A 14,093-nucleotide genomic window follows, 5' to 3' on the forward strand; every position below is an offset into this window, starting at 1 on the left:
GAACCGCCTCTGAACATAATTTCACGCAAAATCGATATCTGCATTGGCGAAATCACGCTAAAAAGGCGCCCAGCCACACAGGACGACGCGTTGATCAGACATCCGGACATTCGATTCGCTGCCACCATCGCCGCGCGAAGTGCGCGCATGGCCGGCGTGCTTCTCGTCACCGCCGCGATGGTGACCGCGGCGTCGTTCGCGCAGACCGTGCCCGTGCCGAAGCCCGCGCCGAAGGGCCGCGATGGCGGAGGCCCCGCTGTCACCGGCGCGACCCAGACGCCGCCGAACCCGGTCATCCCGGATCCGCGCCGCAACGTGCCGACCAGCATCTTCCAGACCTTCGACGCCAACCAGAAGGCGCAGGCGGCCAAGGTCAGCGCCTATCTGTCCTCGCTCTCGACGCTGGTCGGGAATTTCGTCCAGGTCGGCCCCGACGGCAGCAAGACGCAGGGCGACTTCTACATCCAGAAGCCCGGCAAGGTGCGCTTCGAATATGACGCGCCGAGCCCGATCGACATCGTCGCCGACGGATCGTCGCTGGTGGTGCGCGACCGCAAGCTCGCCACGCAAGACGTCTATCCGCTGTCGCAGACGCCGCTGCGCTTCCTGCTGTCCGATCGCATCGACCTGATGAAGGATACCAACGTCGTCAACGTCTCGGCCGACGACGTCTTCGTCAGCGTCACCATCGAGGAGAAGCAGGCGCTGGTCGGCACCAGCCGCCTCCTGCTGATGTTCGGCGCCAAGGACGGCCAGTTGAAGCAGTGGACCGTCACCGACCCGCAGGGCTACGACACCACGATCGCGGTCTACAATCTCGATGCGGGCAAGAAGCTCGATCCTGCCATGTTCAAGATCGATTTCACCAATTACGGCCCATCGCCGGGATAGGTGCCGTAGGGTGAGCAAAGCGAAGCGTGCCCACCAATCGCGCTCCAAACCGAAAAGACGTGGGCACGGCGCTTTGCGCCTTTGCCCACGCTACGAGAGCTTGCTAAGACGCATCCCTCATGCGTCTTTCCCTGACAACCTGGAACATCAACTCGGTGCGGCTGCGCATCGACCTGGTCGCGAAGTTTCTCAAGAGCACGCGGCCGGACGTGCTGTGCCTCCAGGAGACCAAGTGCATCGACGATGCCTTTCCGCTGAAGCGTTTCAAGCGGCTGGGCTACGAGCATGTCGCGCTGAACGGGCAGAAGGGCTATCACGGCGTCGCCATCGTCTCGAAGATTCCGTTCGAATCGAAAGACATCCGCACCTTCTGCGACAAGGTGGATTCGCGCCACATCTCGGTCTCGTTCGGCGAGAAGGCCAGCATCGCAAAGCCGCTGGTGCTGCATAATTTCTACGTGCCCGCCGGCGGCGACATTCCCGATCCCGCGCTGAACGAAAAATTCGATCACAAGCTGTGCTTCCTCGACGAGATGAAGGCCTGCGAGCCGCTGCATCCGCGCGGGGAGGATCGCCACATCCTGGTCGGCGATCTCAACGTCGCGCCGCACGAGAACGACGTGTGGTCGCACAAGCAGCTTCTGAAAGTGGTCTCGCATACGCCCGTGGAGACCGAGAAGCTGCAAGCCGCACTGGCAGCCGGTGAGTGGGTCGACGTCGCGCGCGAGCGCTTTCCGATGTCGGAGAAGGTCTATACGTGGTGGAGCTATCGTTCCGCCGACTGGACCGTCGGTGATCGCGGCCGCAGGCTCGACCACATCTGGGTCTCGCGCGCATTGAAGGACGCGGTCAGCGATTTCAAGATCCTGCGCGACGCGCGGAGCTGGGAGCGCCCGTCGGACCACGTGCCGGTGACGGTGACGCTGGACGTGTAATCTCGGAAGCCCGTAGCCCGTAGCCCGGATGGAGCGCAGCGCAATCCGGGATTCGCGAATACGGAAAGACTTCCCCGGATTACGCTTCGCTCCATCCGGGCTACGAAGAGGATCACTCAGGACGTCAGCTTCGCGCCCGCCATCAGGATATCGCTCGCGATCTGGCTGGAGCGCACCGCGAATTCGTCACGCAGACGCACCGCAGCCGCGGGATCACTCTCGAGCACGCGTTGAAACAGGCTGCGCGCGACGCGGATGACGGAGGCGTGCTCCAGCGCGACCGCGCTCGACGGCCGCTTCATCGGCACCACCAGCGCGAGCTCGCCGATCAGCGCGCCGGGACCCGCGATCATCTCCGCGCCGGCGCCGTCATCGACCCGAAAGGCGCCGCGTTGAACCACGTAGCCGGCATCGGCTTCGTCGCCGAGATTGAACAGGACGTCGCCGCGGACGAAATTACGCTGCTCGGAGCCAATCGCCAGCATGCGCAACGACGCGTCTCCCAACAAGCGCAGTGTCGGGACACGCTCGAGAAGCGCTACGTCGTCGTCGATTGACATTCAGGTCCGGGGCTCAAAGGGCATGCGATCTAAAACGATTCGCACGCCCCCAAAGCGTATCACGGCACCAGCTTGTAGCCACCGGCTTCCGTGACCAGGATTTCCGGGTTGGCGGCGTCCTTCTCGATCTTCTGGCGGAGGCGGTAGATGTGGGTTTCCAGCGTGTGGGTGGTGACGCCGGAATTATAGCCCCAGACCTCCTGGAGCAGGGTCTCGCGCGAGACCGGCATCTGGCCGGCCCGGTAGAGGAAGCGGAGGATGGCGGTTTCCTTCTCGGTGAGCCGGACCTTGCGGGCATTGGCCGCGGTCAGCATCTTCGAGCCCGGGCGGAAGGAGTAGGGGCCGACCGAGAACACCGCGTCCTCGCTCGCCTCGTGCTGGCGGAGCTGGGCGCGGATGCGGGCCAGCAGCACGGCGAAACGGAAGGGTTTTGCGACGTAGTCGTTGGCGCCGGATTCCAGCCCCAAAATCGTGTCGGAATCGGTGTCATGCCCGGTGAGCATGATGATCGGGGCCTTGAAGCCGCCCTTGCGCAAGGAACGAACCACCTCGCGGCCATCGGTGTCGGGCAGGCCGACATCCATCAGGACGAGATCGGGGGCATTAGCCTTCGCGGCGCTCGCGCCCTTGGCGCCGGTATCGACGGCGGAGGCCTCAAATTCTTCGTGCAGCGATAATTGCTCCACCAACGTATCGCGCAGATCGGTATCGTCATCCACGATGAGGATCTTGCGGGCATTGGCCATAGGGGGTCATCCTTTTGGAGTCCGGCTCGGCGCGCATGCATGCTGCACCCAGCCGCGAGGGAAAGTTAGGGGGGTCGCCGTTATTATTGTTGTTCGTGTTGAAGTAGTGGGCTGTTACCGATTCACAAGCCAGAACCACTCTAACTCAAAATCTCAGGCCGTTTTGATGAATGTCCTGTAATGAATTCGACATCGCACGTTCACATGAAAAACAAAGCAGCTTCAGTTAGTTACCCAAGGAATCGAAGCTCCGGACCGGTTCAGGCGATCCGCGTTAAACCTGCCGCCGGGAATCCGCGCCGGGGCTGGCTGACGGCCGGCGGGCTGACGATCCCGGTGGCGCTGGGGCGGGGCGGAATCCTGGCAAACAAGCGCGAGGGCGATGGCGGCACCCCCAGGGGCAGCTTCCGTCCCAGGCAATTATGGTGGCGGGGCGACCGCCACAGCCGTCCGCGGACCTTTCTTCCGGCCCGGACCATCGGTGACACGGACGCCTGGTGCGAGGACGCCGGAGATCGCCACTACAATCAGGCGATCCGGCTCGGACCGGAGCAGGGCGGTGACCGTCTCAAGCGGACCGACCATCTCTATGACTTCATCATCGAAATCGACCACAACACCAGACCGCGCATCGCCGGCCGCGGCAGCGCGGTGTTTTTGCATCTGGCGCGCGACAATTTCGGGCCGACCGCGGGCTGCGTCTCGATGACCAAAGCGGCGATGCTGCAATTGCTGCGGCGACTGGGACCAAGAACAAGAATCATCATCGGGTGAGGGCACATGCTCGACAAGGATCAGATCGCCGCCGCATCGCAGGCCCTGGTCAAACATTGGCGCGACTGCACCAAGTTTGACGCGCTGGAGCCGCGGTTGCGGCCGCAGAGCCGCGCCGATGGCTATGCCATCCAGGCCGTCCTCGAAAGCCAATCGCTTGGAAAACTGTTCGGTTGGAAGATCGCGGCCACAAGCGAGGCCGGACAGAAGCACATCAACGTCGCGGGACCGCTGGCCGGCCGCATCATGAGCGACACCGTGATCGCCGACGGCGGCACGGCGTCGATGAAGGGCAACGAGATGCGCGTCGGCGAGCCTGAGTTCGCCTTTCGCATGGGCCGCGATCTGCCGCCGCGCGCGACGCCGTACAGTGTCGACGACGTGCTCGCCGCCGTCGACACCTTGCATCCCGCGATCGAGATTCCCGACTCGCGCTTTGGCGATTTCGCCAGCGCCGGCGAGGCGCAGCTCATCGCCGACAATGCCTGCGCGCATCTGTTCGTGCTGGGCGCCACGACGACTGCGAACTGGCGCGCCATGGATCTCGTCGAGGAGCGGCCGCAGATCACCCTGCGCGGCCAGCGCTATCTCGGCCACGGCAAGAACGTGCTCGGCGATCCCCGTGTTGCCCTGGCCTAGCTTGCCAACGAGCTGCGTGGGCTCGGCATCACCTTGCGGGCAGGGGAGGTGGTGACGACAGGCACGTGCCATCCGCCGCTGCCGATCCAGGCCGGCGATCATTTCGCGGTGGACTTTGGTGTGCTGGGGAAGGTGTCGGTGGGGTTTGCGTAGAGGCGGCCTCACACACCGCCGTCATTGCGAGCGCAGCGAAGCAATCCAGACTGTCACCGCGGAAAGACTCTGGATTGCTTCGCTGCGCTCGCAATGACGAATTCGAACGCCGTTGCTGGGCGCGGCCGTCGATGACGACTCTTACCGATGCCCGAAGATCGCGCTCCCGACGCGCACATGGGTGGCGCCGAGCATGATCGCGGTGGCGAAATCCGCGCTCATGCCCATCGAGAGCTTCTTCAATCCATTGCGCTCCGCGATCTTGGCGGTCAGCGCGAAATGCGCCGCCGGCGGCTCGTCGACCGGCGGGATGCACATCAACCCGGAGATCGTCAGCCCGTAGCTGTCGCGGCAGCTCGCGATGAAGGCATCGGCCTCGCCGGGAGCGATGCCGGCCTTCTGCGGCTCCTCGCCGATGTTGATCTGGACGAACAGTTCCGGGTGCCTGTTCTGGGATTCGATTTCCTTGGCTAACGCCTGGCAAATGCTCGGGCGGTCGACCGAATGGATGGCATCGAACAGCGCTACCGCCTCCTTCGCCTTGTTGGACTGAAGCGGCCCGATCAGATGCAGCGCGATGCCGGAATAAGCGGACGTTAACGCGGGCCACTTGCCTTTGGCCTCCTGCACCCGATTTTCGCCGAATACGCGCTGTCCGGCGTCGATGACCGGGATAATTGCATCCGCGGCGAACGTCTTGGACACCGCGATCAGCGTCACCGAGGCGCGATCGCGCCGCGCTTCCTTGCAGGCGCGGACAATTTCGGCTTCGACCGCGGCGAGCGCGTTTGGTGAATGGCCGGTTACCGGCGCGGCGTTGGTTTCGGTCATGACGTCGGTTCGGACTGGATTGTTGCGGAGCTAGTTCTAATTTTACCGAGTTCAAGAAAGAGTTTTTGAACCCTTCGCTTTACCTTGGCCGATGGGGTGGGCAGCGAAGATGGCAAACGTCAGTTTCAACCGCAAACGAGTGAAACTCAAGCAGGTTCTCGGAATCCGGGCACGGCTTGCGTTGCTCGCGGTGATTCTGGTGACGCCTTTGATGTTCGAGCGCATCCGTTCGCTCGAGGACACGCGCGCGCGGCAGATCGCGCAGGCCGCGACCGAATTCACCACCATTGCAAGACACAGTGCCGATGCGCAGCGTGAAGTGATCTCGTCGGTCGAAACCATCCTGAAATCTGAAGCCTTCATCCGCGCCTCCGCCGGCGGCATCAGCAAGAGCTGCGACGTGCTGCGCGCGAGCCTGCCGTCGAACCTTCCCTGGATCCGCACGCTGTTGATCGCCGGCCAGGACGGACGCATCCAGTGCGCCACCAACAACATGTATGTCGGCCTCGACCTCAGCGACCGGCCTTACTTCCAGCAGGCGCAGGAAACCGGCCGCTTCGTGCTGAGCGACTTCATCCTGTCGCGGCCCGTGCTGTCGCCGACTGTGATGGCGGTTTATCCGGTGTCGGCCTTCAGCGGTGTGGCGGATGCCGTCGTGCTCGCCACCGTGAACCTCGACTGGATGTCGAAGGTCATGAGCAATCTCGGCGGCCGTGCCGGCATCACCGCCGTGCTGGTCGACAGCGCCGGCACCGTGCTCGCCGCGCCGGCCGACCAGCACAGCGCGATCGGCCGTCCGCTCGACAACATGCCGCTGATGTCGGCGATCGCCGACAAGGCGTTGCGGTCGGACCAGGACGAGGGCTCACTGTCTTTCCTCGCCGCCGACGGCTCCCGCCGCGCGGTGAGCTATATCCGCATCGCCGGCACCAATGCCCGCCTGATTGCCAGCATCGACGAGGACAAGGTGTCCGCGGCGGTCAGCCGCGACATCCGCACCGCCTATCTCCAGCTCGCGTTCGTCGTCCTGTTCGTCCTGCTAGGCGCGCTGATCGCCGCCGAGAAGCTCGTGATCAAGCCGATCGAGATGCTGGCCGACATGGCCAAGCGCCTCGGCGAGGGCGACCTCTCGGCCCGCGCCGCGCGCAACCGGCTGCCGGCCGAGTTCGTGCCGCTGGCCCGCGCCTTCAACGCGATGGCCGCGCAGCTCAGCCAGCGCGAGCGCGAGCTGATCGCGAGCAACGACCGCCTGACCGTGATGGCCTCGATCGACATGCTGTCGGGGCTGGCCAATCGCCGCGGCTTCCAGAGCCGGCTCGACTTCGAATGGATGCGCGCGCAGCAATATGGCAGCGAGCTTGCTCTGCTGATGATCGACGTCGATCACTTCAAGCTGTTCAACGACACCTATGGCCATCTCGAAGGCGATTCCTGCCTGACCCGGCTCGGCGAATCCTTGTCCGGCATCGCCGCCGACACGATGGGCTTTGCGGCCCGCTATGGTGGCGAGGAGTTCTGCCTGCTGCTGCCGAACACCGATGTGAATCGCGCCGTCGAGATCGGCGAGCAGGTGCGCGCGGCCGTGCTGAAGCTGTGCCTGCCGCACATCACCTCCGCCCACATGATCGTCACCGTCTCGATCGGCGTTGCCGCAACGAAGCCGAACGAGACGCTGCGCCCCGGCGATCTCATCGAAGCCGCCGACGCCGCGCTCTACGCCGCAAAGCACCGCGGCCGCAACAATGTCATGGAACACGGCATCCAGGTGATCGAGAACGGCGCGGCCGACATGATGCTGGCGGCGAGCGCCTAGCCCGCAGCCGTAGCGCGATCGAGTTCGACCTCCGTCACCACACGATTACGGCCGCCGCCCTTGGCGAGATAGAGCGCGCGGTCGCAGCGCTCGATGAGATCGGTGATCGCCTCGCCGGTGCGGTACTGCGCCACGCCGATCGACACGCTGATGTTGGGCAGGGTCTCGCCGGTCGAGCGGCGCGTGATCGTGCATTCGGCGATCGCGCGCCTGATGCGCTCGGCGATGTCGGCGCAAGTGGCGAGATCGGCATCCGGCAGCACCGCGATCAGCTCCTCGCCGCCATAGCGGGCCGACAGATCCTGCTCGCGAACCTTTTCGCGCAGCACCTTTGCCATCAGGCGCAGCACCTGGTCGCCGACGCCATGGCCGAAATTGTCGTTGAAGGTCTTGAAGTGGTCGATGTCGAGCATCAGCACGCCGAGCGGCTCGCCCCAATCCGCGGTCGTCTGCGCCTTGCGCAGGAATTCATCGAGCGCCCGCCGGTTTGCCAGCCCCGTCAGCGTATCGGTCCGGGCGCGCTCTTCGGACTTGGAGAGCGAGTCGCGGATCACGTCGAGCTCGCGGGTCTTTTCGGCAAAGCCGGCCTCGAGCCGCGTCGCCCTCGTAGCGGCCCGCGCCAGCTCATTCATGAGCTGGGCGACCAGCGCCTTCGGATCGACGCCGGCCCTGCCCCGATCAGCGACCTCGCTGATCGCCTGCATCTGGTAACGATTGTCGGCCATGGCCGTCGCCAGAAACTCTTTCGCCGCCCCCATGAGGGCATGCAGCCGATCGGACGTCTCGGAGGCGACGGCGCCCGCCCGGGGCGCGACATAGGTCTCGAACAGATCCTGGTTGGTCCTGGCGTCGAAGGGACGGTTGTGGTCGATCAGGAGATCGATCGCATTGCGCAGGTCGTCGTGGCTGCCTGCGAAATAGTGGAACCAGACGGCAAAATTGGTCGGCGTCGGCGGAATCCCCTGTTCGGCCATGCTCCGCACCGCCCGTCCGGCGACGGACGCGGCATAGTCGTAATCGAGATCGTCGAAGCCTGATTCCATCGCCTGGCGGGGTGCTGTCGGCGGCCAACCTCGCACCGACCCCTTAATCCGATCCCAATGGGGTGGTCCGTACTTTAGCGGAGCAGGCTTGCGGGGCCGCCGCCAGCGGCAACCCATTGACCCCCTAAGGACTTCTATGGCCTAGTCCGCCGTCTTTAAACGGCCGAATCCACGAAAACCCAACGATTCCATGACCTCCGAACGCTACAACGCCCGCGATGCCGAACCGCGCTGGCAAGCCGCCTGGGACCAGCAGGCGATCTTCGTCTCCAAGAACGACGACTCGCGGCCGAAATACTACGTGCTGGAGATGTTCCCCTACCCGTCCGGGCGCATCCATATCGGCCATGTCCGCAACTACACGCTCGGCGACGTGCTGGCCCGCTTCATGCGCGCCAAGGGGTTCAACGTCCTGCACCCGATGGGCTGGGACGCGTTCGGCCTGCCGGCCGAGAACGCCGCCATCGAGCGCAAGGTCGCGCCGAAGGCATGGACCTACGACAACATCGCCGCGATGAAGAAGCAGCTCCGCTCGATCGGGCTGTCGCTGGACTGGTCACGCGAATTCGCGACCTGCGACCCCAGCTACTACAAGCATCAGCAGAAGATGTTTTTGGACATGCTCGCCGCCGGCCTCGCCGAGCGTGAGAAGCGCAAGCTCAACTGGGATCCGGTCGACATGACCGTGCTCGCCAACGAGCAGGTGATCGACGGCCGCGGCTGGCGCTCGGGTGCCGTTGTCGAACAACGGGAAATGAGCCAGTGGGTCTTCAAGATCACGAAGTACTCGCAGGAGCTGCTGTCGGCGCTGGATGGGCTCGACCGTTGGCCCGACAAGGTACGGCTGATGCAGCGCAACTGGATCGGCCGCTCCGAGGGCCTGCTGGTCCGCTTCGCGCTGGATCAGGCGACGACGCGCGCCGGCGAGAGCGAGCTGAAGATCTTTACGACGCGCCCGGACACCCTGTTTGGCGCCAAATTCATGGCGATCTCGTCAGATCATCCGCTGGCTCAGGCAGCCGCCGCGAAGAACCCGAGGCTTGCCCAGTTCATCGCCGACATCAAGAAGATCGGCACCGCGCAGGAGATCATCGACACCGCGGAAAAGCAGGGTTTTGACACCGGCATCCGCGCGGTGCACCCGTTCGATCCGAGCTGGAAGCTGCCGGTCTATGTCGCGAACTTCGTGCTGATGGAATACGGCACGGGCGCGATCTTCGGCTGCCCCGCGCACGACCAGCGCGACCTCGACTTCGTCAACAAGTACAATCTCGGCAACACGCCGGTGGTGTGCCCCGAGGGCCAGGACCCGAAGACATTCGTCATCACCGATACCGCCTATGACGGTGACGGCCGCATGATCAATTCGCGCTTCCTCGACGGCATGACCATCGAGCAAGCCAAGGACGAGGTCGCAAAGCGGCTGGAAGGCGAGCTGCGCGGCAATGCGCCGGTTGGCGAGCGTCAGGTCAATTTCCGCCTGCGCGACTGGGGTATTTCACGGCAGCGCTATTGGGGCTGCCCGATTCCGGTCATCCATTGTCCTAAGTGCGATGTGGTGCCGGTGCCGGACGCCGACCTGCCGGTAACGCTGCCTGATGACGCGACCTTCGACAGACCGGGCAACGCGCTCGACCATCACCCGACCTGGAAGCACGTCACCTGCCCCAAATGCGGTGGCAAGGCTAGCCGCGAAACCGACACCATGGACACCTTCGTGGATTCGTCCTGGTATTTTGCGCGGTTCACCGATCCCTGGAACGAGAACGCGCCGACGACGCCAGCTGTCGCCAACCGGATGCTGCCGGTCGACCAGTATATCGGAGGCGTCGAGCACGCGATCCTGCATCTGCTCTACAGCCGCTTCTTCACCCGCGCGATGAAGGCGACCGGTCACATCGCGCTGGACGAGCCGTTCGCCGGCATGTTCACGCAGGGCATGGTGGTGCACGAGACCTATCAGAAGGCCGACGGCACCTATGTGCAGCCGGCCGAGGTGAAGATCGAGGTCGGCGGCAATGGCCGGCGCGCGACGCTGCTGACGTCAGGCGAAGACATCCAGATCGGTCCGATCGAGAAGATGTCGAAGTCGAAGAAGAACACGGTCGACCCCGACGACATCATCGAGACCTACGGCGCCGACGTCGCCCGCTGGTTCATGCTGTCGGACTCCCCGCCCGACCGCGACGTGATCTGGAGCGACGAGCGCGTCCAGGGTGCCTCGCGCTTCGTGCAGCGGCTGTGGCGGCTGGTGAACGATGCAGTGGAGCTCGGCCAGGCCGCGCCGGCAGATCGTCCGGGCTCGTTCGGCCCGGATGCGACCGCCTTGCGCAAGGCCGCCCACGGCGCGCTGGACAAGGTCACCACCGGCATCGAGCGGCTGCACTTCAATGTCTGCCTCGCCCATATCCGCGAATTCGCCAATGCGTTTTCGGAGGTGCTCCAGCGCCCCGGCCAGCCCACACCTGACCTCGCCTGGGCGGTCCGGGAGGCCAGCCAGATCCTGGTTCAGCTGTTCTCCCCGATGATGCCGCATCTGGCCGAGGAGTGTTGGCAGGTTCTGGGCCATAGCGGGCTGGTTTCCGAAGCCGATTGGCCCCAAATCGAACGCGATTTACTGGTTGAAGACAGCGTGACCCTGGTGGTCCAGGTCAATGGCAAGAAGCGGGGTGAGGTCACAGTTGCAACAGCGGCCCAGAATCCGGAAATCGAGGCTGCCGTTTTGGCCCTCGATGCGGTAAAGCTGGCCCTGGACGGCAAGCCCGTCCGCAAGGTGATCATCGTCCCCAAGAGGATCGTGAATGTTGTCGGCTAGGATCCGCATCGCAGCCCGCTTGCTGGCGGTCGCCGCATTGGCGGCGCTGACGGCTGGCTGCTTCCAGCCGATGTACGCCGAGCGTACCGACGGCACCCCGGGCCTGCGCGAGAAGCTGATGGGGGTCGACCTTCCGCCGATCAACAAGGCCAATGCCTCCCGCGAGGCCCGTGTCGGCGTCGAGGTCCGCAACGCCCTGGCCTTCAAGCTCTACGGCACGGCCACGGGCATGCCGCCGACCCATCGCCTGGAAATTCGCTTCGCGAGCAGCAAATCGTCGCTGATCGTCGATCCCAATACCGGCCTGCCGAACAGTGAAAACTACGGCATCGACGCCCAGTACAATTTGATCGAGGTCGTCAGCGGCAAGTCGGTCATGACCGGCACGACGTTCGCGCGCGTGTCCTATGACATGCCCGGCTCCTACCAGCGCTTTGCCCGCAACCGGGCCCTGCGCGATGCCGAGGATCGTGCCGCCAACGAGATCGCCGAGAACATCAACACTCGCCTCGCCTCGTTCTTCATCGCCGGCACTTAAGTCATCCCCGTCATTCCGGAGCGCCCGCAGGGCGGATCCGGAATCCAGAGATTATTGATCGAGATTTCCGGGTTCGCGCTTCGCGCCCGCCGGAATGACAATTGGGCCCGATGGTCGCGCTGCGCGGAAAAGAGATCGACGCCTTCCTCGCCCGTCCCGACGGGGGCCGACCGATCATCCTGCTCTACGGTCCCGATGCCGGCCTCGTGCGCGAGCGCGCCGATGCACTGATTGCCTCAGCCGTCGACGACCCCAACGATCCCTTCTCGCTGGTCAAGCTCGACGGCGACGAACTCTCCGCCGAGCCGTCGCGGCTCGTCGATGAAGCCATGACGGTGCCGTTGTTCGGCGGCCGCCGCGCCATCCGTGTCCGTGCCGGCTCGCGCAGCTTTGCCAGCGGTATCGATACGCTGGCGGAGATGGGCGTGAAGGATTGCCGCATCGTGATCGAGGCCGGCGAGCTGCGCCCGGAATCGCCGCTGCGCAAAGCCTGCGAGCGCGCCAAGACGGCCGTGGCGATCGGCTGCTATCCCGACACCGAGCGCGACCTTGCCAAGCTGATGGACGACGAGCTCCGCATCGCCAATTTGCGCATCGCGCAGGATGCCCGCGCGGCGCTGATGTCATTCCTCGGCGGCGACCGCCAGGCCTCGCGCAATGAGCTGCGCAAGCTGACGCTCTATGCCCATGGCAAAGGCGAGATCACGCTGGATGACGTGATGTCCGTCGTTGCCGATGCGTCCGAGCTGAAACTCGATCCCATCGTCGACGGCGCCTTCGCCGGCCGGCCCGACATCGTCGAGACCGAATTTGCAAAGGCTATGATCGCCGGCACCTATCCCGGCGTGATCATCTCCGCCGCGCAGCGCCAGGCCGCGTGGCTGCACAAATCTGCGCTCGCGATCGCCGACGGCCAGCCTGCCTCCGCCGTGCTCGAGGGCGGCTATCCGCGCCTGCATTTTTCGCGAAAGCCCGCGGTGGAAACGGCGCTGCGCAATTTCAGCGTGGCGCGGCTCGCCGCAATCATCGAGCAGCTCGCGACCGCAGCGCTCGACACCCGCAAGCAATCGACGCTAGCCGCCGCCATCGCCCAGCGCACGCTGATGGCCATCGCCGCGAATGCGAAGCGGCGCGGCTGAGGCACCGCTCTCTCCCCGTCATTGCGAGCGAGTCCCTCTCCCCTCGTCATTGCGAGGAGCGCAAGCGACGAAGCAATCCAGAGTCCCTCCGCGGAAAGATCCTGGATTGCTTCGCTTGCAATGACGTGTGGAGAGAGTTGCGCGCCGCAATGACGGTGATAATTCCTCATCCTGAGGAGCGCGCCTTGCGCGCGTCTCGAAGGATGAAGGCCCGGGCCCTCGCCCTTCGAGACGCCGCTTCGCGGCTCCTCAGGGTGAGGGAGACAGACTGTGAATGACGTCTACAGCGCGCCCTTCGCAAGCCGCTTCATCACCTCGTCGAGCTGATCGAGGTTGCGGTAGTTGATCTGGACGGAGCCGCCGGGGTCGCGGTGATTGACCGTGACCTTGAGGCCGAGCGCATCGCTGACGCGCTTTTCGAGATCGATCGTGTCGGGGTCTTTTTCCTTGCCCCCGGTGCTGCGCGCCTTCTGCGGCTTGCGCTCCGGCACACCCTCTTCATGCGCGAGCGCCTCGGCCTGGCGGACGTTGAGGCCTTCCGCGACAATGCGCCTGGCTGATGCGAGCGGATCGGGCACGCCGATCAGCGCGCGGGCGTGGCCGGCGGTCAGCTCGCCGCTCGTGATCAAGGCCTGCACTTCGGCCGGCAGTTTCGTCAGCCGCATCATGTTGGCGATATGGCTGCGGCTCTTGCCCACGACCTTTGCGATGTCGTCCTGGCTGCGTTTGAACTCGTTGGCGAGCGCGTGATAGCCCAGTGCCTCTTCCATCGGGTTGAGGTCTTCGCGCTGCACGTTCTCGACGATCGCGAACTCCAGCGCATCGCTGTCGCTGATGTCGACCGGGACGATCGGCACTTCATGCAGGCCGGCCATTTGCGATGCGCGCCAGCGCCGTTCGCCGGCGATGATCTCGAAGCGATCCTGCGCGCCCTTCACCGGACGCACGACGATCGGCTGGATCACGCCGTGCTGCCTGATCGAATCCGAGAGCTCCTTGAGCTCCGTTTCCGAAAAGGCGCGGCGCGGGTTGCGCGGATTGGGCTTGATGAATTCGATCGGCACCTTGCGCTGCGCGCGCGGACGATCGACATGCTGAGCCTCGCCGCCGACATCACCGATCAGACTCGCAAGACCCCGACCCAGTCGCGAACGCGCTTCGTCGGCCATCGCCAGCTCCCTTGGATTCACGGTGCAACACTCCAGAACTGAATTTC

Annotated in this window: 12 protein-coding genes and 1 pseudogene; 8 read left to right on the forward strand and 5 right to left on the reverse strand. The window is 64.5% G+C overall.

The genetic code is table 11. The features are described from left to right. Positions 1-147: 147 nt before the first annotated feature. Positions 148-891 carry an outer membrane lipoprotein carrier protein LolA gene (locus tag AC5ZFO_RS04740; RefSeq protein ID WP_028150187.1) on the forward strand — a complete coding sequence of 248 codons (744 nt, stop codon included), beginning with the start codon at positions 148-150 and terminating at the stop codon, positions 889-891. A 119-nt stretch (positions 892-1,010) separates the two neighbouring features. Then, entirely contained in the window at positions 1,011-1,826 is an 816-nt protein-coding gene (xth, locus tag AC5ZFO_RS04745) for an exodeoxyribonuclease III (RefSeq protein ID WP_282521759.1), read from the forward strand. 116 nt (positions 1,827-1,942) lie between these two features. Here the strand turns inward: xth and AC5ZFO_RS04750 are convergent, their stop codons facing one another. Beyond that, positions 1,943-2,386, reverse strand: a complete 444-nt coding sequence (locus AC5ZFO_RS04750; RefSeq protein ID WP_028158686.1) for a cyclic nucleotide-binding domain-containing protein — start codon at positions 2,384-2,386, stop codon at positions 1,943-1,945. A gap of 59 nt (positions 2,387-2,445) precedes the next feature. After that, entirely contained in the window at positions 2,446-3,132 is a 687-nt protein-coding gene (locus tag AC5ZFO_RS04755) for a response regulator transcription factor (RefSeq protein WP_007598630.1), read from the reverse strand. A gap of 204 nt (positions 3,133-3,336) precedes the next feature. Here AC5ZFO_RS04755 and AC5ZFO_RS04760 point away from each other — a divergent pair, with 204 nt between their 5' ends. Both AC5ZFO_RS04760 and AC5ZFO_RS04765 read left to right on the forward strand, forming a co-directional pair. After that, positions 3,337-3,906, forward strand: coding sequence for a L,D-transpeptidase family protein (locus tag AC5ZFO_RS04760; RefSeq protein WP_282521758.1), 570 nt, complete (start codon positions 3,337-3,339; stop codon positions 3,904-3,906). A gap of 6 nt (positions 3,907-3,912) precedes the next feature. Further along, positions 3,913-4,698, forward strand: a pseudogene (locus tag AC5ZFO_RS04765) (2-keto-4-pentenoate hydratase). A gap of 141 nt (positions 4,699-4,839) precedes the next feature. Here AC5ZFO_RS04765 and AC5ZFO_RS04770 read toward each other — a convergent pair. Then, the gene (locus AC5ZFO_RS04770; protein ID WP_282521756.1) at positions 4,840-5,529 is read right to left on the reverse strand and encodes a YggS family pyridoxal phosphate-dependent enzyme; all 690 of its coding nucleotides are present in this window, start codon (positions 5,527-5,529) and stop codon (positions 4,840-4,842) included. A gap of 109 nt (positions 5,530-5,638) precedes the next feature. Here AC5ZFO_RS04770 and AC5ZFO_RS04775 point away from each other — a divergent pair, with 109 nt between their 5' ends. Beyond that, on the forward strand, positions 5,639-7,342 hold the full coding sequence (locus AC5ZFO_RS04775; protein ID WP_282521755.1) for a diguanylate cyclase domain-containing protein: 1,704 nt from the start codon (positions 5,639-5,641) through the stop codon (positions 7,340-7,342). Here AC5ZFO_RS04775 and AC5ZFO_RS04780 read toward each other — a convergent pair. Then, positions 7,339-8,385, reverse strand: coding sequence for a GGDEF domain-containing protein (locus tag AC5ZFO_RS04780; RefSeq protein WP_282521754.1), 1,047 nt, complete (start codon positions 8,383-8,385; stop codon positions 7,339-7,341). The genes AC5ZFO_RS04775 and AC5ZFO_RS04780 overlap by 4 nt on opposite strands. Before the next feature lie 190 nt (positions 8,386-8,575). Between AC5ZFO_RS04780 and leuS the strand changes: the two genes are divergently transcribed. The 3 genes from leuS (at position 8,576) to holA (ending at position 12,877) form a co-directional block, all read left to right on the forward strand. After that, entirely contained in the window at positions 8,576-11,200 is a 2,625-nt protein-coding gene (gene leuS / locus AC5ZFO_RS04785; protein ID WP_496121546.1) for a leucine--tRNA ligase, read from the forward strand. After that, on the forward strand, positions 11,187-11,738 hold the full coding sequence (gene lptE / locus AC5ZFO_RS04790; RefSeq protein ID WP_282521752.1) for an LPS assembly lipoprotein LptE: 552 nt from the start codon (positions 11,187-11,189) through the stop codon (positions 11,736-11,738). The genes leuS and lptE overlap by 14 nt, the downstream gene beginning before the upstream one ends. Before the next feature lie 110 nt (positions 11,739-11,848). After that, on the forward strand, positions 11,849-12,877 hold the full coding sequence (gene holA / locus AC5ZFO_RS04795; RefSeq protein WP_071908756.1) for a DNA polymerase III subunit delta: 1,029 nt from the start codon (positions 11,849-11,851) through the stop codon (positions 12,875-12,877). A 281-nt stretch (positions 12,878-13,158) separates the two neighbouring features. Here the strand turns inward: holA and AC5ZFO_RS04800 are convergent, their stop codons facing one another. After that, on the reverse strand, positions 13,159-14,046 hold the full coding sequence (locus AC5ZFO_RS04800) for a ParB/RepB/Spo0J family partition protein (RefSeq protein ID WP_028150177.1): 888 nt from the start codon (positions 14,044-14,046) through the stop codon (positions 13,159-13,161). Between the last annotated feature and the right edge of the window lie 47 nt (positions 14,047-14,093).

This window comes from Bradyrhizobium sp. Unk1 (genome assembly GCF_059512345.1).

Excerpts from the sequence above, each read along its gene's own strand:
- AC5ZFO_RS04780 (WP_282521754.1), bottom strand. The coding sequence starts at position 8,385 with ATGGAATCAGGCTTCGACGATCTCGATTACGACTATGCCGCGTCCGTC.
- AC5ZFO_RS04755 (WP_007598630.1), bottom strand. The coding sequence starts at position 3,132 with ATGGCCAATGCCCGCAAGATCCTCATCGTGGATGACGATACCGATCTG.
- leuS (WP_496121546.1), top strand. The coding sequence starts at position 8,576 with ATGACCTCCGAACGCTACAACGCCCGCGATGCCGAACCGCGCTGGCAA.
- AC5ZFO_RS04750 (WP_028158686.1), bottom strand. The coding sequence starts at position 2,386 with ATGTCAATCGACGACGACGTAGCGCTTCTCGAGCGTGTCCCGACACTG.
- xth (WP_282521759.1), top strand. The coding sequence starts at position 1,011 with ATGCGTCTTTCCCTGACAACCTGGAACATCAACTCGGTGCGGCTGCGC.
- holA (WP_071908756.1), top strand. The coding sequence starts at position 11,849 with ATGGTCGCGCTGCGCGGAAAAGAGATCGACGCCTTCCTCGCCCGTCCC.
- AC5ZFO_RS04770 (WP_282521756.1), bottom strand. The coding sequence starts at position 5,529 with ATGACCGAAACCAACGCCGCGCCGGTAACCGGCCATTCACCAAACGCG.
- AC5ZFO_RS04740 (WP_028150187.1), top strand. The coding sequence starts at position 148 with ATGGCCGGCGTGCTTCTCGTCACCGCCGCGATGGTGACCGCGGCGTCG.
- AC5ZFO_RS04800 (WP_028150177.1), bottom strand. The coding sequence starts at position 14,046 with ATGGCCGACGAAGCGCGTTCGCGACTGGGTCGGGGTCTTGCGAGTCTG.
- AC5ZFO_RS04775 (WP_282521755.1), top strand. The coding sequence starts at position 5,639 with ATGGCAAACGTCAGTTTCAACCGCAAACGAGTGAAACTCAAGCAGGTT.
- AC5ZFO_RS04760 (WP_282521758.1), top strand. The coding sequence starts at position 3,337 with ATGAAAAACAAAGCAGCTTCAGTTAGTTACCCAAGGAATCGAAGCTCC.
- lptE (WP_282521752.1), top strand. The coding sequence starts at position 11,187 with ATGTTGTCGGCTAGGATCCGCATCGCAGCCCGCTTGCTGGCGGTCGCC.